This is a genomic window from Methylomagnum sp. (assembly GCF_054333355.1).
The window spans coordinates 14,022-35,731 of sequence record NZ_JBTEKS010000002.1 but is presented as its reverse complement, the minus strand read 5'-3'; the positions used below and the strand labels follow the sequence as shown (position 1 = coordinate 35,731).

Below are 21,710 nucleotides of genomic sequence, written 5' to 3'. Positions count from 1 at the left end.
GACTGAATGAGCAAACGAGTAGATAACCCCAAGGATTTTGGCCGAGTCGCTGTCTTAATGGGCGGCGCGGCGGCGGAGCGGGAGATTTCCCTAAAAAGTGGCCGGGCGGTATTGCAGGGTTTATTGAATAAGGGCGTCGAGGCGGTGGGTCTCGATGTGGGCGAGCGGATGATACAGCCCTTGCTGGAGCAGCCCTTTGATCGGGTGTTCAACATTATTCACGGTCGGGGCGGCGAGGATGGGGTATTGCAGGGGGCTTTGGAGGCGCTGGGTATCCCTTACACCGGCAGCGGCGTGCTGGCTTCGGCCCTCGCCATGGATAAATTAAAAACCAAATTAGGCTGGATGGGGGCGGGTTTGCCAACGCCCCGTTGGATGCGGTTGCGCTCCGAATTGGATATAAGTATTTGCGCGGAAACACTGGGTTTCCCGGTCATTGTCAAACCCGCCGAGGAAGGTTCCAGTATCGGCATGAGCCGGGCGGAAAACTCCGAGGAATTAAAGGAGGCGTGGCAACGCGCTTCGCAATATAATTGCGCAGTTTTTGCGGAAGCTTGGATTACCGGGGCGGAATATACCGTGGGTATTTTAGACGGCCAGCCACTGCCGCTGATTCGTTTGGAAACCCCCCATTTGTTTTATGATTTCGACGCGAAATACCGGGCGGAAACCACCCGTTACCATTGCCCCTGTGGTTTGCCAGTGGGCACCGAGGCCCGCTTGCAGGATTTGGCGGCGCACGCCTCGGAAACCGTCGGCGTGACCGGCTGGGGCCGGGTGGATATGCTGGTGGATGGTCAGGGCGAGCCTTGGCTGATTGAGGTCAACACCGTGCCCGGCATGACTGACCACAGCCTGGTGCCCATGGCGGCGCGGGCGGCGGGCGTGGAATTCGACGAACTGGTGTGGCGGATTCTGGAAACGAGTTTGGACCGGGGTTGAGGAGGCGATGGCCAGGATTGACCGTAGGCCAAAGCCGAAATCGAAGCGGCGAATACCCATACGCTTTATTCTGTCGCTGGGAATGATCGGCGCTGTGGGGGCCGCCATCGCACAAATCGACTGGGAGCGGCTGAAAAGCGCGTTGCCCATTGAGTACGTCCGGGTGGAAGGCCCGGTATGGCACTTGGACGCGGAGGAGTTTCGCGGCGCTTTGATGTCCCAGGTTCGCCTGAATTATTTCATGGCCGACTTGGATGGCATTGAGGCGACGGCCAAGCAATTCGCTTGGGTCGATAAGGCGCAGGCGGCCCGGGTTTGGCCCAATACCCTGGTGGTCCGGGTCGAGGAGCAGCATCCCATCGCCCGCTGGGATGAGGATAGCCTGCTGAACGACCGGGGCGAGCGCTTCACGCCCAAAGACGTGACGGCGTTCGGGGCGCTACCTCAGTTGTCCGGCCCGCCGGGCCAGGAAAAGCAAGTGCTCGGCATGATGTATGCCTTGAATGCGAAATTGCAGGCGCGGTGGCTGCGGATCGAAAGCCTCCGGCTCAGCAAGCGCTTGGCCTGGGTGGCGCGGTTGGAAGGCGGCATGGAAGTCGTGTTCGGCAACCAAGACCCGCTGGCCGCGATGGACCGTTTGTTGGCTCTGTTGCCGCGTTTGGGCGAGGACCGCATCGCCGACATTCAGAAATTGGACCTTCGCTACCCGAATGGCTTCTCCGTGGTGTGGAAGCCGGAACCACAGGCGCCACCCGATTCGATTAGCCAGATTCGGGAACTCGCGCCGCTGGATTCGGGCAGCGTCTAAACCGGCATCACACTATAAGGATTGTTCACCTAATGGCTAGAAAATCGGATCGAAATCTCATCGTTGGACTGGACATCGGAACGTCTAAGGTCGCTTGCATTGTCGGTGAGATCAACGAGGACGGCGATGTCGAAGTCGTCGGAATCGGCAGCCATCCGTCACGGGGTTTGAAGAAAGGCGTGGTGGTCAATTTGGAGACCACCGTCCAGTCCATTCAGCGGGCCGTGGAAGAGGCCGAGTTGATGGCGGGCTGCCGGATCAGTTCGGTCTATGCGGGGATCGCCGGTAGCCATATCAGCAGCATGAATTCCCACGGGATCGTCGCCATCAAGGAAAAGGAGGTGACGCAAAGCGACGTGGACCGGGTGATCGACTCGGCCCGCGCCGTGGCGATTCCGGCGGATCAGAAAATCCTGCACATCCTGCCGCAGGAGTTCGTGATCGACCGTCAAGAGGGCATCAAGGAGCCGATTGGGATGTCGGGCATTCGGCTGGAGGCACGGGTGCATATCGTGACCGGAGCGGTCAGCGCGGCGCAGAATATCGTTAAATGCATACGCCGTTGCGGTTTGGAAGTGGAAGACATCATTCTGGAGCAACTCGCCTCGTGTGCGGCGGTGCTGACAGACGACGAAAAGGACTTGGGGGTTTGCCTGGTGGATATTGGCGGCGGGACCACCGATCTCGCCGTGTTCACCGATGGCGCGATTCGCCACACGGCGGTCATCCCGATTGCGGGTGACCAAGTAACCAATGACATCGCGGTGGCTTTGCGGACGCCGACCCAGTTCGCCGAGGAAATCAAAATCAAGCAGGCCTGCGCCCTGACGCAACTCGCCAAGCTGGAGGACACCATCGAGGTGCCCAGCATCGGCGACCGGCCTGTGCGGCAGATTTCCCGGCTCAACTTGGCGGAGATTGTGGAGCCGCGTTATGAGGAGCTTCTGTTGCTGGTGCAGGCGGAACTCCGCCGCAGCGGCTTCGAGGATTTGATCGCCGCAGGACTTGTGCTGAGCGGCGGCAGTGCCAAGGTGGAAGGCTTGGTGGAACTGGCGGAAGAAATTTTCCACATGCCGGTGCGGCTCGGGATACCGCAGTACGTGACCGGCTTGAGCGACGTGGTGCGCAACCCGATTTACGCCACGGGCGTCGGTTTGCTGCTTTTCGGCAAGCAGCAGCATACCCACGGCGAGCGCCAGGTCGTCGTGGGCTCGGGAATTAAGGGATTGTGGGCCCGGATGAAGAATTGGTTTACCGGCAATTTTTGACAGATCAGTGTGACGACGACGGGGTGGATACAATGAAGTTTGAACTTGTGGACTCGTACAGCCAAAGTGCGGTCATTAAAGTGGTAGGGATCGGTGGAGGCGGTGGCAACGCCGTCAACCACATGGTCAACAGCAACATCGAAGGCGTGGATTTCATCTGCGCCAACACCGACGCCCAAGCGCTGAAGAGCATCAAGGCGCGTTCGGTGATTCAATTGGGCAACGCCCTGACCAAGGGGCTGGGCGCGGGAGCGAACCCGGAGATTGGTCGGCAGGCGGCGTTGGATGACCGGGACCGCATCCTGGAAGTCTTGGACGGCTCCGACATGGTGTTCATCACCGCCGGCATGGGCGGTGGCACCGGCACGGGCGCCGCGCCGGTTATCGCTGAAATCGCCAAGGAAGCCGGCATTTTGACGGTGGCGGTCGTGACCAAGCCGTTCCCGTTCGAGGGCAAGAAGCGGCAGAGCATGGCGGAGAAAGGTATCGAGGAACTGAGCCAGTTCGTCGATTCCTTGATCACCATTCCCAATGAGAAGCTGCTGCCGGTGCTGGGCAAGGATGTCAGCCTCATCAGCGCCTTCGCGGCGGCCAACGATGTGCTGCTGGGCGCGGTGCAGGGCATCGCCGATTTGATTACCCGGCCCGGTCTCATCAACGTGGACTTCGCCGACGTGCGCACGGTGATGGCGGAAATGGGCATGGCGATGATGGGCACCGGCGTTGGCCGGGGTCCGAACCGCGCCCGCGAGGCGGCGGAAAGCGCCATCGCCAGCCCGCTCTTGGAGGACATCAATCTTCAAGGCGCCCGGGGCATCCTGGTCAACATCACCGGCGGCCTGGACCTCGCCATCGGCGAGTTCGACGAGGTGGGCAACGTGGTCAAGGAATTCGCCTCCGACGACGCCGTGGTCGTTATCGGCACCGTCATCGACCCGGACATTCAGGACGAAATCCGCGTCACCGTGGTCGCCACCGGGTTGAGCAGCCACCGGCAGTCGGCGGTCATGGACACCCCCCTCAAGCTGGTGCGCAACACCGCCGGGGAAGTGGACTATGAGCAGTATCAACGACCGACCGCCATCCGCAAGCAGCCCAAACAGGAACCTCGGGCGGAAACCAAGAAGAAGGAAATGGACTTGGAATATCTCGACATTCCCGCCTTCCTTCGCCGCCAAGCCGATTAACCGGCTTGGTGTGGACCGCTTCTTGCGGTTATCTTCTCTCAGAACCAACGGGCGGCTGCTTTTATTGCCGCCCGTCCTCCCGTCGAACGGCCCGCATGTCCACTGGGGAGGCATGGGCCGTCAAGACTCGCCCGTGCGGAAGTCCTCCGCCGGGACCACTCCTAATCAAAACAGGTGAATCGGATGATCAGGCAACGCACACTGAAAAATGTCATCAGAGCGACCGGCGTCGGGCTGCATACCGGCGAAAAGGTTTATCTCACCCTGCGCCCCGCCGCGCCCAATACTGGCATCGTGTTCCGCCGGGTTGATTTGCCTGAGCCGGTCGAAATCGAGGCTATCCCGCAAAATGTCGGCGAAACCACCCTGTCCACCACGCTGGTGAAGAACGACGTGCGGATTTCCACGGTGGAGCACCTGCTCTCCGCCCTCGCTGGCCTGGGGATCGACAACGCCTATGTGGACGTCAGCGCCCCCGAAGTGCCCATCATGGACGGCAGCGCCGGGCCGTTCGTGTTCCTGATTCAATCCGCCGGTGTGGAGGAGCAGAGCGCCGCCAAGAAATTCATCCGCATCAAGCGTCCGGTACGGGTCGAGGAGGGCGACAAGTGGGCTTGCTTTGAACCCTATGACGGCTTCAAGGTGACGTTCACCATCGACTTCGACCATCCCGCGTTCCGCGAGGACACCCAGACCGCCAGCATCGACTTTTCCTCCACGTCCTTCGTCAAGGAAGTCAGCCGGGCGCGGACCTTCGGCTTCATGCGCGACATCGAAGCCCTGCGCAAGCGCCGTCTGGCCTTGGGCGGGAGCATGGACAACGCCATCGTGGTGGACAACTACCGCATTCTGAACGAGGACGGGCTGCGCTACGCCGACGAGTTCGTCAAGCATAAGATTCTCGACGCCATCGGCGACTTGTACTTGCTGGGCCATAGCCTGATTGGCTCGTTCACCGGCCACAAATCGGGACACGGCCTGAATAACCAATTGCTGCGCGAATTGCTGCTGCAAACCGACGCTTGGGAATCCGTGACCTTCAACGAGGACGATGTCCTGCCCATTTATTTCATGCGCTTGGCCCAGGCTGGCCGCTGAATCACGCCGTTTGTTCGCCTAACAGTGTAAGGGTGCTTCCCGCTCGGGGCATGGACGCCCGGCCCATGGGCCATTCCGTCAATTCTGCCGCTGATTTTCCGGTGCCCGCCGGGATTCATTCGGATTCAATGTGGGAGCCAGTCCCGATTCATTGATCCCGCGTTAATCCGCTTAGTCGGGCGTGAGATCAATCCGCCATCACGACGTTCAAGAGGTTAGCCGCCGATGAATTCCAATCCAGTGAGCCGCCTCGCCGAAATTCTCGGCAATACAAGGCTCTACAAAAAATACGCCGCCTTGCCAGCCTTGGCCCAGAAGCTGACTCTGGTCAGTTCGATCACCTTCCTGACCACGGCCTTGCTGGCGTTCATCTACTTCTTCGTGGACCGGATCATCGCCATGGGCGCGTTCGCCAGCATCTTGGCGGGACTCGCCACGGGCCTTGGCGCGTTGCCAGCCCTGTTTTTCAAGGAAGTCTCGCGGAAGACCTTGAACACCATGTTGGGTGGGGCGGCGGGGGTGATGCTGGCGGCCACGGCGTTCTCGCTCATCGTGCCGGGCATCCAGTACGGCAACAAGCTATGGCCGGGCGTCGGGGTTTACGTGGTCGCGGCGGGTGTTATGGCGGGTGCGGTGTTCCTGGTGCTGGCGGATAAATGGCTGCCCTACGAGAAATATCTGGAGGGCGGCGAGAGTTTCGACTCCCTGCGCAAGGTCTGGCTGTTCATCGCCGCCATCGTCATGCACAACCTGCCGGAAGGCGGCGCGGTGGGCGTGAGCTTCGGGTCCGGTGACTGGCATAACGGCGTCGCCATCGCGATTGCCATCGGTTTGCAGAACATCCCGGAAGGCTTGGCCGTCGCCATGCCTTTGGTGGCCTTGGGTTATCGACGCGAACAGGCGGTGCTCATTGCCACCCTGACCGGCCTGATTGAACCCATCGGCGGTTTTCTGGGCGTGGCCCTGGTCAGCGTGTTTCTGCCGCTGCTGCCCATCGGGATGGCCATCGCCGCCGGGGCGATGCTGTTTGTCATCAGCGACGACATCATTCCCGAGACCCAATCGCGGGGCAAGGCGCGTTATGCCACCTTTGCCGTGGTGTTCGGCTTCATCGTCATGATGATTCTGGACAACCTGGTGGCCACCCCGTAGGCGTTCCGATGGCTTGCAATCTCATTGGCGAGGCTAAAGTCTGGCTGGACCATGCGTTGCCGGTTGTCGACCGGGCGCATGGCTGGGCCGCGTTCGTGACCACCTTCGGCCTGGTGGCCGCCGCCGAGTTCGGCGACAAGAGCCAATTGGTCTGCATGGCCCTGGCCGCACGACATCGGCATTGGCCGGTATTGTGGGGCGCCGCGCTGGCTTTTGCCTTGCTCAATGGTATGGCAGTGGCTTTCGGGGCGGCGGCGGGCCACTGGTTGCCGGAGCAAATCGTTGCCATTGCCGTCGCGGTGTTGTTCGCGGCTTTCGGTGTCCGCAGTCTGCTGGTGCAAGAGGACGAGGATGACGAGGCGGTGGAGGAGAAAACCGGCCATGGCATTTTCGCGACCACCTTCCTGATGATCTTTCTGGCGGAGTTCGGCGACAAGACCCAAATCGCCGTGGCTGGCTTGGGTGCCGCCGAGCCGCCGATCCCGGTCTGGCTGGGCGCCACCCTGGCTTTGGGGCTGACTTCCGCGATAGGCATCTGGGCCGGGCGGACGGTGCTGCAAAAAATCCCCCAGCACGTCATGCATCGGGTGGGGGGCGTTTTGTTCCTTGGTTTCTCGGCGGTGGCGGCGTCCAAGGCCGTGCCGGTGGAGTTATGGGAATCTTGGCTGGCGAAATTGGGTTTCTAACTCAGGAAATCGTCGTAGGGTGGGTTAGGCGCACATCGCGACGAGCTTGGGCGATTTCCGAAAATGCTTGTCACCGTTGATCTGGATGTAGGATGGGTAGAGCGTACTCGCGAAACCCATCGAGCCGGAGACAGGGTGATGGGTTTCGCTTCGCTCTACCCACCCTACGAAGCTTTGTGTTTTAGGCTCGGTTAAGAATCCACTCCAACACCATCTTGCTGCCGAAATAGGCCAGCATGAGCGAGACGAATCCCCCCAAGGTCCAGCGGATGGCGATTTGTCCCCGCCATCCATGGCGGATCCTTCCCACCAGCAAAACCGCGAAGACGATCCAAGCCAGGATCGACAGCACGGTCTTATGCGCCAAGTGCTGGGCGAACATGTTTTCCAGGAACAGAAATCCCGTCACCAAAGAGGCGGTGAGCAGCACGAAACCCGCCCCAATCAGTTGGAACAGCAAGGATTCCATGGTTTGCAGCGGCGGCAGCGAGCGCACCAGCAGCCCCCCCGTGTGGCGGCTACGCAGGCGCCAATCCTGGAGCGCCAGCAACACCGCCTGAATGGCGGCGATGTTGAGGAAGCCGTAGGCCAGCACCGAGGACAGAATATGCGCCGTCATGGGCCAGGAATGGTTGCGTATTGGACGGGCCGCTTCGGGCAGCAGCAGATTCAATAGCAGCATGACGGCGGCGAGGGGGAACACCACCAGCCCCAGCTTGTCCATCGGCTTGAAAAGCGTCGCCGCCAACACAATAAGCACGGTGATGAGGCTGACCAAGGACAAGGCACCCAGAAAGCTGAAATCCAGGCCGTTCTTGGCGCTGTAAAGGCTGACGATGGCCAGCGCGTGCGAGGCGGCGGCTATCCAGCCAAAGGTCAAGGCCGTTAGGCGATGGGGACCGGCGGTGGGGCTTCGGTTGGATTTAAGCGAATGGAAAATGACGCCGGTGGCCGTGAGATAGGCCAAGGGTGCCAGACTCCCGAATAGGGTTGAATACATTGGGCTGTCCTCCTTAGGCTAGTCTGGCATAATGTCTGAGCAAGATGAAGCAACGCGGGAGCTTTGCCCGCCCCCAGGATTTCAACGCCATGTTTGATAATTTAACCGAACGCTTAACCCTATCCCTCAAGAAAATTCGCGGTCAGGGACGACTGACCGAGTCCAATATTCAAGACACCCTGCGCGAAGTGCGCATGGCGCTTCTGGAGGCCGACGTGGCCTTGCCGGTGGTCAAGGATTTCATCGAGCATGTCAAGAACCGCGCCTTGGGGCAGGACGTGCAGGCCAGCCTGACGCCGGGCCAAGCCTTCATCAAGATCGTCAATGAAGAACTGATCGCGGTGATGGGCAACGCCAACGAGAAGCTGAGCCTCGCGACCCAGCCGCCGGCGGTCATTCTCATGGCCGGTCTACAGGGCGCGGGCAAGACTACCACGGTGGCGAAGCTGGCGCGTTGGCTCAAGGAAAACGAGCGCCGCTCCGTCGTGGTCGTCAGCGCCGACGTGTACCGCCCGGCGGCTATCGAGCAGTTGCAGACCCTGGCTGGCGAAGTGGGCGCCGAATTCTTCCCCAGCGATCCTTCCCAGGCGCCGGTGGACATCGCCAGGGCGGCTTTGGAGTTCACCCGCAAGAAATACAAGGATGTGCTGATTATCGACACCGCCGGTCGGCTCCACATCGACGAAGGCATGATGGAGGAGATCAAGCAGCTTCACGCCGCCATGAAGCCCATCGAGACACTGTTCGTGGTGGATTCCATGACCGGCCAGGACGCCGCCAACACCGCCAAGGCGTTCGGCGACGCGCTGCCGCTGACCGGCGTCATCCTCACCAAGACCGACGGCGACGCCCGTGGCGGTGCCGCGCTGTCGGTGCGCCACATCACCGGCAAGCCCATCAAGTTCTTGGGCGTGGGCGAAAAGACCGCCGCCTTGGAGCGCTTCCATCCCGACCGTATCGCGTCCCGAATCCTCGGCATGGGCGACATGCTAAGCTTGATCGAGGACGCCGAGCGCAATATCGACAAGGCCAAGGCCGAGAAGCTGGTCAAGAAAATCCAGAAGGGCAAGGGCTTCGACCTGAATGACTATCACGACCAGTTGCAGCAAATCAAAAACATGGGCGGCATGATAACCATGATGGACAAGCTGCCCGGCATCGCCAACGTGCCCCAGCACGTCAAGGAAAAGATCGACGACAAGGAGTGGATGCAACAGATCGTCATCATCGACTCCATGACCAAGCAGGAGCGGCAATTCCCCGACCTCATCAATAACTCCCGCAAGCTGCGTATTGCCAAGGGTTCCGGGACCGACATTCAGGATGTGAATAAGGTTTTGAAGCAGTACGACCAAATGCAGAAAATGATGAAGAAGTTCAAGAAGGGCAATATCTTGAACATGATGCGGGGTATGAAAGGTAATATCCGGCGGGGTATGCCCTTTGGTGGCGGTGGAATGATGTAGCCTTTCTTGAACAGAAGGGCGGAGGGGGCGTCCTTCTGTTTGCAGCAATTGATTCTAAGCTACTCTATATATACCCTGATTAATTCGGGGGTTTCGATAATTGTGACGCAAATCACTGTGACGGCTATGGCGTCCGTCTAAACTCTCCTTCTGGGCGGGGTGCCTTTTCAAAAAAATCCGAATGCCTGTTACCAAGAGATGCGAGCATGGGACCACAAGACCCCCAAACCAATGAAGTCAATTCCGCGAAGGCCATGCCGATGGACGGTTCCATTGTGGCCTCCACGGTAACGATTTCCTCCGTTCGATCAATCGTCACGCGCTATTTGGCTGAACAGATGCAACGTCTGTTCGCCGAGGCGGACGACCAGCTTTTCAATCTCTCCGGCCAAGCGGGCAACACCTCCTTGGAATCGGAGTACTTCTTGGCAATGCGGTTGATCCGCCGTGAATCCAACAACTTAAAAGCCCGATACGAAGCCGCTGTATTGAAGCGTTATGACGACTTCTGGCAGCCGCGTCCCAAATTGCTTGGCGGGAAGGGGGGCAACGCTTCGGGCAAGGTGTTTGGGTTCGACGAGTCCGATTTTTCTCTGGTGGGCGAGGAAGCCTTTGAAGAGGACTTGGCGGTTTCGGGCATGGTCGATAAGGGCAAGAACCTTTTCTCAAAGGAATTGTTCGCCCTGGACAAGCGGATCGCCCACATGGCGGGCCGCGAAGAACTCGATAAGGATGAAAATCCCCTCGGACCCGAAGCGTTCTGCCGCAGCTTCTCTGACGCCTTGTCGCCCCTGCCCCTTGACTTCAGAATCAAGCTGCTCATCTACAAGCTCTACGACAGGGTGGTTGTCGGGAACTTAGATGTCTTTTTGGGGGAGGTCGAAACCTGCCTAATCGACGAAGGCATCCTGCCGAATATTACCCGCACCTCCAAAATACGCCGCGCTCCCAGCAGGGAGGATGGCAAGGCGCCCAGCAATCAGACCGCTTTAGTTGGCCGCTTTGGCGAGGGCTTGGAGGAAAGCCAGCAGGCTTATCTCGAAGTTTTTGAATCCATGCAAAGTCTGCTGGACGATTGGCGTACCCGCGTTGGAATGCCAGCCTTGTGCGCGACCAGCGGTGGTCCGTCCGTTCCCATGGCCGATGTGCTGAGCATCTTGAGCCTGCTCCAGCATCCCGCCGGGGCCAACGCCGCACTCACCGTTGACGACCTGAAAACCCACGTCCAACAGCAGTTAGGTGGCGACGAGCGCAGCTTGGCCCGTCGCGAAGAGGATGTCATCGACATGGTGTCGATGATTTTCGACTTCATTCTGGAAGACCCGAACCTGCCTGATGCGGTCAAGGCGCTCATCACCCGCCTGCAAATTCCCGTCGTCAAGGTCGCCATTTTGGAGCGGTCCTTCTTCGGGCAGAAAAACCATCCCGTCCGCTTGTTGCTGAACGCCCTGGCGCAAGCTGGCATTGGATTGGACATGGAGGAGGGCGGCAGAGACGCTCCGGTCTTCAAATACATCGAATCCATCGTCAACCGTATCCTGGACGAGTTCGGCCAGGACGTGAAGCTGTTCTCCGAACTGCTGGACGAATTCACCGCGTTCATGGAAAAGGAGACCCAGCGCAGCCGCGTCGCCGAGGAGCGGACGGTGCAGGCCACCCACAGCAAGGAGCGGGTCCAGCTATGCAAACGCAAGGTGGCCTACGAAATTGCCCAGCGCTTGCGGGATAAACAGGTGCCCGCGCCGGTGCGTTCGTTCCTGTTCAACACCTGGAAGGATGTCATGGTGTTGGCGAATCTGCGCCGCGACCGGGCGCCCGCCGACTGGGATCAATCGCTCCAAATCATGGATAAGCTCATTTGGAGCGTCACCGTACCCATAAACCCCACCTCCCGGAAAGAGTTGTCAGAGCAGTTGCCATTGCTGGTGGCGTCATTGCGGACGGGACTCGACACCTTGTCGCTCGACCCCCAGACGGTGGCCGATTCGCTCAAGGATTTGCTGGGCTGCCACACGATTCATCTGTCCGGTGGCGCCAAGTTGGCGGTTGCCGGTCAGTCTGCTGCCGATCAGCAAAAAGTCAGAATCCGCGACCCGGAATTGGCGAAGGCCATTTCCGAAATCCAATGCAACCTGCCCGATGTGGAGAGCCTGAATCTGGCTGACTTGATGGAGACCGACCGCCCCGCAACGGTGGTCGAGACCGTGCCCGACGAATTCATGGCCAAGGCGCTGAGCTTGGCCGTGGGGCAATGGGTGGAATTCAACGACGATGGCAAGCGCAGCCGCGCCAAGCTGTCCTGGAAGAGCCAGACCACGTCGACTCATGTCTTCGTCAACCGCAAGGGCACGAAGGTGGCCGAGATTTCCTTGGCCTTGCTGGCGAGCCGGTTTGCCTCGGGCAGCGCCAAAACTATCGACGCCGCCGCCGTGCCACTGATGGACCGGGCGTTCCGCGCCCTGATGAGCACACTCAAAGGGCCGATGGACGAGGCCGTCGCGTCCTCGTCCGGGTAGCCCCAGTCATCAATCCGGCGGAGGCGGCGCCAACACTTCACGGCTGCCATTGGTCTCCGCCGCGCCAACGATGCCCGCCTTCTCCATATCCTCGATCATTCTCGCCGCCCGGTTATAGCCCACTTTCAGCTTGCGCTGCACGCTGGAAATGGATGCCTTGCGGGACTCCGTGACGAAGCGCACCGCCTCGTCGTACAGCGGGTCCGACTCCTCCCCGCCTTCGCCGCCACCGCTGCTCCCGCCTTTGAATCCCGACCCATCGCCGCCGTCTTCGGTGAACTTGGTGATCTCGTCGATATAGTTGGCCGGGCCGGTGCGTTTGAGGAATTCCACCACGTTATGCACTTCCTGGTCGGACACGAAGGCGCCGTGGGCACGCATCGGCAGGCCGGTGCCGGGCGGCAGGTAGAGCATGTCGCCGTTGCCGAGCAGGGATTCCGCGCCGCCCTGGTCGAGGATGGTCCGCGAGTCGATTTTCGATGACACCTGGAAGCCGATGCGGGTGGGGATGTTGGCCTTGATGAGACCTGTGATGACATCCACCGAAGGGCGCTGTGTCGCCAGGATCAAATGCAGGCCAGCGGCGCGGGCTTTCTGGGCGAGGCGGGCGATGAGTTCCTCCACCTTCTTGCCTACGATCATCATCATGTCCGCCAACTCGTCGATGACAATGACGATGAAGGGCAGGGGAGCCAGCAGCGGCGGTTCCTCCCCTTCCAGGTAATCCTGAGCCGACCACATGGGATCGGGGATGGGCTCGCCCGCTTCGATGGCCTCAGTGACCTTCTGGTTGAAGCCCGCCATGTTCCGCACGCCCATCAGCGACATCAGCTTGTAGCGCCGCTCCATCTCGGCCACGCACCAGCGCAGCGCGTTGGCCGCTTCCTTCATGTCGGTGACGACCGGCGTCAGCAGGTGCGGAATGCCCTCGTAGATCGACAATTCCAGCATCTTCGGGTCGATCATGATGAGCCGCACCTCGTCGGGCCGCGCCTTGAACAACATGCTCAGGATCATCACGTTGACGGCCACCGATTTACCGGAGCCGGTGGTGCCCGCCACCAACAAATGCGGCATCCGGGCCAGATTGGCGACCACCGGCTGACCGCCGATGTCCTTGCCCAACACCATGGTCAGCGACGAATGGCTGTGCTGGTAAGCCTCGGAAGCCAGCACCGTATGCAGCAGCACCATTTCCCGCTCTTCGTTGGGAATTTCCAGGCCGATGACGGTCTTGCCGGGAATGATCTCCACCACCCGCACGCTGGTGACGGACAGGGTGCGGGCCAAGTCCTTCGCCAGCCCGCTGATGCGGCTGACCTTGACGCCTGGCGCGGGTTGCACCTCGAAGCGGGTGATGACAGGCCCGGGATGCACGTCGGTCACTTCCACCTGCACGCCGAAGTCCGAGAGGATGGTTTCCAACTGCCGGGACATTTCTTCCAGCGCGGCGTCCGAATAGCCCCGGATTTTGGGTGCCGTGTCGTTGAGCAACTCCAAGGGCGGCAGTTCACCGGGATTGACCGGCGGCAGGTTGGCGACTTTGACCGGGGCCGGTTTGCGGACCTTGGCGCCGCCACCGTTGCTCTGGCCGTTGCCGGGGGTTGGAGAACCGCCGAGGCTAGGCGTGGGGGCCGTGCCGAAACCGATGGATTGAGGCTTGACGGGTGGCGGAGAAGCCGCTGGTTCTTCCGTTTGAATTTTTTTCTTGAAGAGAGGGTCGCCCTTGTCGGCGGACTCAAGCCGACTGGGCTTGGTCTTTTCCCGGGGCGCCATGGATTCGGCGGTCGTCTCTTCTGCCCCCACGCTCTCCCGGCGAGTCGGCAGCTTGCTAACAATGAGCCGGTATAGCGCCAGCACGCCGTTGACCAGAGTTAAACCTGCGGTCCCGACGCCATCCAGCAGCGCCATCCAGGACAGGCCGGTGTACAACGACACGCCCGCCAAGAACAGCGCGGCTAACAGGATGGTGGACCCGGTGGCCCCGAACGAGTGCGTCAGCGGTTCGGCGATGTAATGACCCAGGATGCCGCCGCTGTTCTCAGGCAGGGACGGGCGCATTCGGATGACGTGGATGTCCATCAAGGCCGCGCCCGCCGCGATGGCCCCGCCGAAGCCAATCCAGCGCAGCGCGGTGTCCAAGAGGCCGGCCGGCTCGGCGTCCCGCCCCTGGAAAATGGAGTAGCCGTAGCCCGCCAGCAGGAAGGGAAACAGGAACGCGGTCACGCCGCACAGGGACAGGAAGAAGTCCGCCAGCCAGGCGCCCACCCAGCCGCCCGCATTGGCGATGGCCCGCCCGGACCCGCTGTGGCTCCAGCCGGGGTCTTCCAGGTTGAATGTCGCCAGGGCCACCAGCAGGAACAGGGAAATCGCCAGATAGACCAGGAAGGCCGACTCGCGGAGACCTTTAACGATGGATATGCCAAGGTCTTGGCCCAGCGCGAGTTTCTTGTGGAAATCAGCCAAAATGCTCACCAAATCAAAGAGTAAAACGCGGCGGTATTGTTCAGGATTGGGGGGTATTGTTCAAGGGCGGTGGGCGCTATCCACAGGGCAATCGCGCTATGTCTTGTTGGTCCCCTCGCCCACCGGGGGGAGGGAGAAAATCACATGGCGCGATTGCCTCTTATCCCTTCAAAAGATGTTATCCGATGTTATCCCTTTACTGCCGTCCACCACACTCTATTCACGCTCAGTCGGTGACTTGCTTTTATATGGTTGATTAATAATGAAAAGATCGCCAATATCTATTCATTATCTATCCTTAAATGATTCATCCGCCCGCCATGCCCACCCTCATCAACGCGCTTGAACGCCTCGGAATCGCCAGTGGGCGGCAGCTCGCCGAACAGCTAGGCATCAGTCAGGCTAGCTTCTCGCGCTTATTTCAGGCTCACCGTGGCCGGGTTGTGCAAATCGGTCGGGGCCGGGCGGCGCGGTATGCCTTGCGGGAAAATCTGGCCCGTATCGAAACGCCGGTTCCAGTCTGGCGGATGTCGCCCGAAGGCCAAGTTTATGAGTTCGGTGCCCTGGAAGCCTTGAGCGGCGGACGCTTCTTGTTCCGCGACGAGGTTTTCGACGACTTGCCCTGGATGCTATGGGACATGCGTCCCCAAGGATTCATGGGGCGCGGCTTCGGGCGGCGGGAAACCGCGCTCGGCTTGCCCAAGGATGTGCGGGCGTGGTCCAGCGAGGATATCTTGGTGGCGCTGACCCGGCGGGGCGAGGATGGTCCGGGTGATTTGATTATTGGCCGGGAATCCTTGGATCGGCATCTTGCCGCCAGCCTGGGTCCAGTGCGCTTCGCCCGAGACGATTATCCCCGGCTGGCAACGGAAACCGTGGCGGGCGATTTGGCCGGATCGTCGGCGGGTGGCGAGCAGCCGAAGTTTGCCGTGACGCTGGCGATAAATGCCCGTGGCGTCGTCGTCAAGTTTTCGCCACCAGTCCAAGAGTCGGCGGTCGCACGGCGCTGGGCGGATTTGCTGATCTCGGAGCATCTGGCTCTGACCACGTTGCGGGACCACGGCCAATGCGCGGTGGAATCCGAATGGCTGGATTCGGGTGGCCGGGTGATGCTGGAAACCCAGCGTTTCGACCGCACGCCCACGGGGCGGCGGGCCATGGTGTCGGGCACCGCGCTTGACCTGCAATTCGCCGGACAGGGCGAGAACTGGTCTAGGCTGGGAAAGGCGCTGTGCCGCCACAAGCTGATTTCCGCCGCCGACGCGGAAACGCTGGTGCTGAGGCATACCTTCGGAATATTGATCGGCAATACCGACATGCACCTCGGCAATATTTCATTTTTCACGGACGACTACACGCGGTTTACCCTCGCCCCGGTTTACGACATGCTGCCCATGCGCTGGGCGCCTTCCGCCACGGGGGAAATGGTCGAGCGGCGTCTGGAAATCAGCGGCCATTCACTCGACGCCCATATCTTTGGGCCAGCGGCCCGGATGGCGGCAGATTTTTGGACGCGGGCGCAGCGTTGCGAGGCTTTGGAAGGGCGTTTCGCTGTCATCGCCGGGCAAGCCTTGGCGGAACTGGAGTTGACCCGGCGGAAAATGGCACCGCTGTTTGCCCGTTCATTCTGATTGCTTCGAGTCGTGACTAGACTTGTGGAAACAGTCTGTCGGGTCATCAATCTTTACGCCAATATGCCGCACCGTCATACTTGGTTTTTGATTCAAACCCCTTCGCACGAGGCCATCCATGACTGAAACCAAACACTCCCGACTATTGATCCTGGGTTCCGGGCCAGCCGGTTACAGCGCCGCTGTCTACGCGGCACGGGCGAACCTGAATCCGGTGCTGGTGACGGGCATTCAAATGGGTGGGCAATTGACCACCACCACCGAAGTGGACAACTGGCCGGGCGACCCGGATGGCGTCCAAGGCCCGGAATTGATGGAGCGCATGAAGCGCCACGCCGAGCGGTTCGAGACGGAGATTATTTTCGACCACATCCACACCACCGACCTGTCCGCACGCCCGTTCCGGCTGACTGGCGACGAGGGCGTCTATACCTGCGATGCCCTCATCATCGCCACCGGCGCGTCGGCCCGCTATTTGGGGTTGCCGTCCGAGGAGGCGTTCAAGGGCCGGGGCGTGTCCGCCTGTGCCACTTGCGACGGCTTTTTCTACCGCAATAAAAACGTGGCCGTCATCGGCGGCGGCAACACGGCGGTGGAAGAGGCGCTGTATCTCTCCAACATCGTGGCCCATGTGACCGTCGTGCATCGCCGCGATAAATTCCGCTCCGAGAAAATCCTGTCCGAGAAGCTGCTGGAACGCGCCCGCAATGGCAACGTCAGCATCGAGTGGAACAGCGTGCTGGATGAAGTGCTGGGCGACGATTCGGGCGTGACGGGGATGCGGATCAAGAATGTCCAGGACGGCGGCACCAAGGAGCTAGCTTTGGACGGCGTGTTCGTCGCCATCGGCCATAGCCCGAATACCGAGATTTTCGCGGGACAGTTGGAGATGCGGGACGGCTACATCGTGGTCAACACCGGCTTGGTCGGCAATGCCACCGCCACCAGCGTGCCGGGCGTGTTCGCGGCGGGCGACGTGGCCGATTCGGTGTATCGGCAGGCGATTACTTCCGCCGGTTCGGGCTGCATGGCGGCCTTGGATGCGGAGAAGTATTTGGACGATTTGGTTTAAAAACAGCCCGTTGGATGTGGTTCCCTTCGTTCACCACATCCAACGGCCATGGCATTTGGGTCGAATATTTTCGAGGAACATCATGGGTCTAACCTATGCCAACCTGCATGTGACCAACCTGTTCACCCGGCAAGGGATCGACGTTCGCGCCCTGGTCGATACCGGGGCCACCTTCATGTGCGTAACCGAGGAGATTGCGTTGCAACTGGGGTTCGATACGACGGAGGTTTCCCGCCAATTGGTGACGCTGGCCGATGGACACCAACGCAAGGTGCCGAAAATCGCCCCCATCGAAATCGCGTTCGAAAACCGGACCTATGTCACCGAGGCGTTGGTGCTGGGTGATGAATGCCTGATGGGCGTTCTGCCCTTGGAGGCCATGGATTTGTTGGTCGATCCGCGCAACCAGCGGCTGGTGGTCAATCCGGCGCATCCGAACTTTTCGGTGGCGTTGGCGAAGTGATGGGTTTCAAGCTTTGGCACGGGGCGGGCACAGCGTTTTAAAATGTGTCCGCCGCGATCAAGCTCGGCTTCCGCTGAGCGACATTTCCAAGTCGGCGGCGGAAGTGACTAAGAACATGCAATGGAGATAAGACGATGTCCAACTACAAAAAATTCATCTGCGCCGCCTGTGGCTGGGTTTACGACGAAGCTTTGGGCGATCCCGATTCCGGCATCGAGCCGGGCACCCGTTGGGAAGACATCCCGGATGACTGGATTTGCCCGGAATGCGGCGTGGATAAAAGCTATTTCGACTTGATGGAATAAGCCCGCTCGCGGAGGCTCGGCGCGGGCAGCACCCGCCCGAGCAATCCCGCATCCGCCGCTAGCGCCGGCGTCGTTCCCGCCGAGGCGAGTTTCTCCAACCGCCGCCCCTCATCCACAACGCTGCGCCGGGCCTGTTCCGCCCGATCCAACGCCTCCATTCCCCGCGCTTCAATATCATTCAGCGCCAAGCCAATCCCGGCCCGCAAGCCCTTGATGGCGGCGCGTTCCGCCGACGGCTTCAATTTCCGGTAAACGAAAAACGGCAGCAGCCAGGACAGACCAATGAGCAAGCCGCTGTGAATGGCGAAATCGGTGCCCAGCCAGTCCAAATGCTGCATGGCACTTTCATAGAAACCCCGCACGACGTGGTAGCTGACCCAGCCGATAGCCGCCAGTGGCAGCAACACCGCCAGCCCGCCCGAAATCCGAAGCGCCAGCCGTTGAAACGCATTGCCCGGATTGGCGAGCGCCTGCCGTAAGGAGCGCTGGCCCTCGTTCAATACCGCCTTGCCGCTGCCCTCAAATACGCGGTCCAACCCGGCCTTGAGCGGCACCGCCGGCAAACCCCGCTGGCCTGCTTCCACCAGCAGCTTATCCAGCGCGTCACGCAAGCGACTTTGCGCCCAATCGTCCCACAGCAGGGGCGGGGGCGCTTCCGGCTTCGGCTTCGATTCGGTCTCGGGTGCCAAGTTGATGCGGCGTAATAGTGGGTTGGCCTCATGTCCAACAAACGCCCGCGCCACCGCCTGAATCGGCCATTCCAAACCCTTGGCGAGATCGTCGCAGGTATCGCCCCAGGCGCTGGCCCATTGTTTACGCAATTCCGGGTAACCCCGCTCGCCGCCCAGCGCGTCCAGACATCCGGCGATGGCCTCGCGCAAGGCGTCCAGCCGCAGCGCTTCGGCCCGTAGCTCCAATTGCCGGATAACGTGTTGATCGGCCATCTCCCGTAAAAAGCTTTGCAGCCGCTCGAAATCATCCTCCTTGCGGGCGGTGGCGTGGTCGCGGCTGTCGGTGCGGAGCAGGACGGGATCGCGGAAGCCGCCTTTTTCCAGCAGCTTGGCGAAATCCTCGTACTGGACGGGGTGGCCCCGGTCCCATTGGTTGATGACGAACAGCCAGGCGTGTTCGCCGCCGTGGGCCTGCAACAGCCGCCAGCCCTTGTCGTCGCGGTAACGCTCCGGGCTGACCACGTAAATCAGCACGTCGATATGCGGCAGCCATTCCAGCACTAACTCGCGGTTGTGCTGCTCAATGCTGTCGATATCCGGCATGTCGATCCATAACACCTGCCTGACCCGCTCGTCATGGTGATAGGCGACGCGCACCCGGTCCAGCGGGAAATTCTTGGGCAGATGGCGCAGTTGCACCGACTCGTGCAGATAGACGGACACCTCCCGCGAAGTGGGCCGCTCGACCCCGGTGCGGGCGATGGCTTGACCGGCGAGGCGGTTGAGCAGCGTGCTTTTGCCGACGCCCGTGCCGCCGAAGAACGCCGCCACCAAGGGCCGGTGGGTGCCGGATTCAAATAGCGAGGCGGGGCTGCGGCTTTCCAGTTCCGCCAGCGGGCGGAGGGCGCTGGACGGGAGCCAATGGTCGGCGGCGGCGCGTTCGGCCCAGGCGCGGGTGTCTTGGAGAAGTTGGTCGAAGTGGGTTTGCATGGGGAATCAAGCCGAACGGGTTTGCCGTAGGTCGGGCATGTGCTCATGCCCGACATTTTGGAGGCCGGGTGTCATCGTCGGGCATGAGTACATGCCCGATCTACAGTTATCGGTTGGATCATCGCGCCAACCGCGCTTCCGCCGCCGCCAACATTTCCGGCGGGATGTCCAGCCGTTGCGCGGTGTCCAGCCGTCCTGGCAAGCGTAGCAACGCCATGCGTAGCGAGTCGTTGAGCAGCTTCTCCACCGCCGCCGCTTGCCGTTGCTTGAGTTCCGCCGCCGCCTTGTCCATGTAGCGGCCCAGGGCGCTTTCCGCCAACATGGTGGTCAGCGAGAGCATGGCCGGGGCGATGATGAAATCCTGCACGCCAATCCCGCCGGTATGCAGGGCCACGGCCAGCGCGGCGGCGTCGGTGGTGGCGCGGGTGGCGCGGAGTCCGTTCAGCACCGCCGGATGGTCGCGCAGGTGGTCGTACAGGCGGCGGGCGGTGCGGTCGATTTCCGGCTGGAAGGCCCGCAGATAATCCACCGTCGCTTTATCGAAGCGTTGGGTCAGCACGGATTTATCCTCCCGGAACAAGCCGCCCAGTTCCCGCCACCAGGCTTGCTCGGCGGGGTCGTCGTCCCGCCGGAGTAAAAGGTTTTCGCCGATGCGGATGAACAGGTGTTCCGACGCCTGCCGCAGCATCGCCGCCTCCGCGCCCTCCGGCGGCTGGCCGCGACGGGCTACGCTCTGGCCCAGCTTGACGATTTGCCGCAACGGCCATGTCACCACCCGCCGCGCCGCCAGCAGGGCACCGCCCACGCCGGGGATTTCCAACAAGGTCAATAATTCCGCCAACGCCCGCTGGAAGGTTTCGTAATGGTGGGGATGGTCGAGGTAATCCCGCCGGTAAAGCGCGAGGCTGTCACGCACCGCGTCGTCCACCAGTTGTCGCCAGTCTTCCCGCAGCTTGTGTTCGACCTTGGCGGGGGCAACCCAATCCTGCCAATGGGCGGCGATGAGGCGGCGGGCGTGGTCGGCGTGGCGGTCGCGGTGGATGGCGCGGCGGGCTTGCTCCAAACCGGCCAGCAATTGGGCACGTTCCGCCTTAAGCGCCGCCAGCCCGGCACCCGCGTCCAGGTAGGGAATCGGCACGATGGGCGGCGGGGCGTCGGGCCGGGTGGTGCGCCATTTGTCCCGCAGCGATTCGGCCAGCGCGGAGAAGGACAGCGGGTCGATCTTGTTGAGGCAAATCAGGGTCGGCTGACCCAGGGGCGCTAGGAGTTTCAGCAGTTCCCACACCGACAGGTCGGCGTATTTGTCTTTGCTCAGCACCAGCACTGCCACGTCGGCCAGCGCGGCCACCCGCAACACGGCTTGCCGGTAGTCCTCCGCGTCCACTGAATCGAAATCCGGCGTGTCCCACAGCACCGCGCCGTGTAGCGGGCTACGGCGTTCCGGCGCGGTGGTGCCTTCCAGGGCGAAGGCGTCGTAGCGGTCGGCGGGCAATTCGGCGCGGCGGCAGCGCTGATATTGGCGGAAATAGCCATCAAGCCAAGCCAAGTCCGCCGCGTCCACCTCCACCGCAAAGCCTTGCGGATGAACGGTGAAGCCAGCGAGGGGGCTGACTTCGGCGAGGGTTCGGTCCAGTAGCCAATTGATGACGGAGCTTTTGCCGGCCTGGGTCGGACCCAGCACGGCGATTTGGGAGGGGTGGTGCTTGTGGGTTTGGTTCAGTTCGCCTTTTTCCAGGAAGGCTTCGGCGAACACCAGGGATTGCAGGTTTTTCCGCAAGATTTGCCGCCGCGCCTCGTCCCCGGCGGGCAGGTGGCGCAGCACGCTCTCGTGACGCTGCTTCAGTAGTCGTAGGAAGGACAGCATGGTGGTGAACGTCGCGGCGCCTCGTGCCTCGGATGAGGCCGAATTGTACACGATGGCATTGCGCGGGCGCGGGCGCGGGGCGGGGTCGGGAGCGGTGGGTTCGCGGTGTTTTCTGAAGCGCATGG

Annotated in this window: 17 protein-coding genes; 13 read left to right on the top strand and 4 right to left on the bottom strand. The window is 61.2% G+C overall.

Annotated features, from left to right (window positions below):
• Nucleotides 1–6: 6 nt before the first annotated feature.
• The 7 genes from ACXWUF_RS00510 to ACXWUF_RS00480 all read left to right on the top strand — a co-directional run bounded on the left by ACXWUF_RS00510 (nt 7) and on the right by ACXWUF_RS00480 (nt 7,141).
• Nucleotides 7–942: a D-alanine--D-alanine ligase gene (locus ACXWUF_RS00510; protein WP_458492685.1), complete on the top strand. Its 936-nt coding sequence runs from the start codon at nt 7–9 to the stop codon at nt 940–942.
• Nucleotides 943–1,036: 94 nt separating this feature from the next.
• On the top strand, nt 1,037–1,750 hold the full coding sequence (locus ACXWUF_RS00505; RefSeq protein WP_458492684.1) for a cell division protein FtsQ/DivIB: 714 nt from the start codon (nt 1,037–1,039) through the stop codon (nt 1,748–1,750).
• A 32-nt stretch (nt 1,751–1,782) separates the two neighbouring features.
• Nucleotides 1,783–3,018, top strand: coding sequence for a cell division protein FtsA (ftsA, locus tag ACXWUF_RS00500; RefSeq protein WP_458492683.1), 1,236 nt, complete (start codon nt 1,783–1,785; stop codon nt 3,016–3,018).
• 32 nt (nt 3,019–3,050) lie between these two features.
• Nucleotides 3,051–4,205, top strand: a complete 1,155-nt coding sequence (gene ftsZ / locus ACXWUF_RS00495) for a cell division protein FtsZ (RefSeq protein ID WP_458492682.1) — start codon at nt 3,051–3,053, stop codon at nt 4,203–4,205.
• A 183-nt stretch (nt 4,206–4,388) separates the two neighbouring features.
• Complete coding sequence (lpxC, locus tag ACXWUF_RS00490; protein WP_458492681.1) at nt 4,389–5,303, top strand: UDP-3-O-acyl-N-acetylglucosamine deacetylase; 915 nt, start codon at nt 4,389–4,391, stop codon at nt 5,301–5,303.
• A gap of 225 nt (nt 5,304–5,528) precedes the next feature.
• The gene (locus ACXWUF_RS00485; RefSeq protein WP_458492680.1) at nt 5,529–6,455 is read left to right on the top strand and encodes a ZIP family metal transporter; all 927 of its coding nucleotides are present in this window, start codon (nt 5,529–5,531) and stop codon (nt 6,453–6,455) included.
• Between the two features lie 8 nt (nt 6,456–6,463).
• Nucleotides 6,464–7,141, top strand: a complete 678-nt coding sequence (locus tag ACXWUF_RS00480; protein WP_458492679.1) for a TMEM165/GDT1 family protein — start codon at nt 6,464–6,466, stop codon at nt 7,139–7,141.
• Between the two features lie 181 nt (nt 7,142–7,322).
• On the opposite strand, the gene ACXWUF_RS00475 is transcribed toward ACXWUF_RS00480, so the two are convergent.
• Complete coding sequence (locus tag ACXWUF_RS00475) at nt 7,323–8,141, bottom strand: cytochrome C assembly family protein (RefSeq protein ID WP_458492678.1); 819 nt, start codon at nt 8,139–8,141, stop codon at nt 7,323–7,325.
• Nucleotides 8,142–8,230: 89 nt separating this feature from the next.
• Here ACXWUF_RS00475 and ffh point away from each other — a divergent pair, with 89 nt between their 5' ends.
• Both ffh and ACXWUF_RS00465 read left to right on the top strand, forming a co-directional pair.
• Nucleotides 8,231–9,607, top strand: a complete 1,377-nt coding sequence (ffh, locus tag ACXWUF_RS00470; RefSeq protein ID WP_458492677.1) for a signal recognition particle protein — start codon at nt 8,231–8,233, stop codon at nt 9,605–9,607.
• Nucleotides 9,608–9,813: 206 nt separating this feature from the next.
• Nucleotides 9,814–12,123, top strand: a complete 2,310-nt coding sequence (locus ACXWUF_RS00465) for a DUF1631 domain-containing protein (protein ID WP_458492676.1) — start codon at nt 9,814–9,816, stop codon at nt 12,121–12,123.
• 9 nt (nt 12,124–12,132) lie between these two features.
• On the opposite strand, the gene ACXWUF_RS00460 is transcribed toward ACXWUF_RS00465, so the two are convergent.
• Nucleotides 12,133–14,589: a DNA translocase FtsK gene (locus ACXWUF_RS00460; RefSeq protein WP_458492675.1), complete on the bottom strand. Its 2,457-nt coding sequence runs from the start codon at nt 14,587–14,589 to the stop codon at nt 12,133–12,135.
• A gap of 320 nt (nt 14,590–14,909) precedes the next feature.
• Between ACXWUF_RS00460 and yjjJ the strand changes: the two genes are divergently transcribed.
• The 4 genes from yjjJ (at nt 14,910) to ACXWUF_RS00440 (ending at nt 18,060) form a co-directional block, all read left to right on the top strand.
• Complete coding sequence (yjjJ, locus tag ACXWUF_RS00455) at nt 14,910–16,220, top strand: type II toxin-antitoxin system HipA family toxin YjjJ (RefSeq protein ID WP_458492674.1); 1,311 nt, start codon at nt 14,910–14,912, stop codon at nt 16,218–16,220.
• A 118-nt stretch (nt 16,221–16,338) separates the two neighbouring features.
• Nucleotides 16,339–17,292 carry a thioredoxin-disulfide reductase gene (trxB, locus tag ACXWUF_RS00450; protein ID WP_458492673.1) on the top strand — a complete coding sequence of 318 codons (954 nt, stop codon included), beginning with the start codon at nt 16,339–16,341 and terminating at the stop codon, nt 17,290–17,292.
• 82 nt (nt 17,293–17,374) lie between these two features.
• Nucleotides 17,375–17,755 (top strand): clan AA aspartic protease, encoded by a 381-nt coding sequence (locus ACXWUF_RS00445; RefSeq protein WP_458492672.1) that lies wholly within the window; start codon nt 17,375–17,377, stop codon nt 17,753–17,755.
• A gap of 134 nt (nt 17,756–17,889) precedes the next feature.
• Complete coding sequence (locus ACXWUF_RS00440) at nt 17,890–18,060, top strand: rubredoxin (protein WP_458492671.1); 171 nt, start codon at nt 17,890–17,892, stop codon at nt 18,058–18,060.
• Here the strand turns inward: ACXWUF_RS00440 and ACXWUF_RS00435 are convergent.
• Nucleotides 18,039–19,721 carry a GTPase gene (locus ACXWUF_RS00435; RefSeq protein WP_458492670.1) on the bottom strand — a complete coding sequence of 561 codons (1,683 nt, stop codon included), beginning with the start codon at nt 19,719–19,721 and terminating at the stop codon, nt 18,039–18,041. The two genes, ACXWUF_RS00440 and ACXWUF_RS00435, sit on opposite strands and share 22 nt — an antisense overlap.
• A 118-nt stretch (nt 19,722–19,839) precedes the next feature.
• Entirely contained in the window at nt 19,840–21,708 is a 1,869-nt protein-coding gene (locus ACXWUF_RS00430) for a GTPase domain-containing protein (RefSeq protein WP_458492669.1), read from the bottom strand.
• Between the last annotated feature and the right edge of the window lie 2 nt (nt 21,709–21,710).

Bases quoted from the DNA above. Each gene is read 5' to 3' on its own strand.
- ffh (WP_458492677.1), top strand. From the start codon at position 8,231: ATGTTTGATAATTTAACCGAACGCTTAACCCTATCCCTCAAGAAAATT.
- ACXWUF_RS00485 (WP_458492680.1), top strand. From the start codon at position 5,529: ATGAATTCCAATCCAGTGAGCCGCCTCGCCGAAATTCTCGGCAATACA.
- ACXWUF_RS00510 (WP_458492685.1), top strand. From the start codon at position 7: ATGAGCAAACGAGTAGATAACCCCAAGGATTTTGGCCGAGTCGCTGTC.
- ftsZ (WP_458492682.1), top strand. From the start codon at position 3,051: ATGAAGTTTGAACTTGTGGACTCGTACAGCCAAAGTGCGGTCATTAAA.
- trxB (WP_458492673.1), top strand. From the start codon at position 16,339: ATGACTGAAACCAAACACTCCCGACTATTGATCCTGGGTTCCGGGCCA.
- ACXWUF_RS00430 (WP_458492669.1), bottom strand. From the start codon at position 21,708: ATGCGCTTCAGAAAACACCGCGAACCCACCGCTCCCGACCCCGCCCCG.
- ACXWUF_RS00480 (WP_458492679.1), top strand. From the start codon at position 6,464: ATGGCTTGCAATCTCATTGGCGAGGCTAAAGTCTGGCTGGACCATGCG.
- yjjJ (WP_458492674.1), top strand. From the start codon at position 14,910: ATGCCCACCCTCATCAACGCGCTTGAACGCCTCGGAATCGCCAGTGGG.
- ACXWUF_RS00440 (WP_458492671.1), top strand. From the start codon at position 17,890: ATGTCCAACTACAAAAAATTCATCTGCGCCGCCTGTGGCTGGGTTTAC.
- lpxC (WP_458492681.1), top strand. From the start codon at position 4,389: ATGATCAGGCAACGCACACTGAAAAATGTCATCAGAGCGACCGGCGTC.
- ACXWUF_RS00445 (WP_458492672.1), top strand. From the start codon at position 17,375: ATGGGTCTAACCTATGCCAACCTGCATGTGACCAACCTGTTCACCCGG.
- ftsA (WP_458492683.1), top strand. From the start codon at position 1,783: ATGGCTAGAAAATCGGATCGAAATCTCATCGTTGGACTGGACATCGGA.
- ACXWUF_RS00465 (WP_458492676.1), top strand. From the start codon at position 9,814: ATGGGACCACAAGACCCCCAAACCAATGAAGTCAATTCCGCGAAGGCC.
- ACXWUF_RS00475 (WP_458492678.1), bottom strand. From the start codon at position 8,141: ATGTATTCAACCCTATTCGGGAGTCTGGCACCCTTGGCCTATCTCACG.
- ACXWUF_RS00435 (WP_458492670.1), bottom strand. From the start codon at position 19,721: ATGCAAACCCACTTCGACCAACTTCTCCAAGACACCCGCGCCTGGGCC.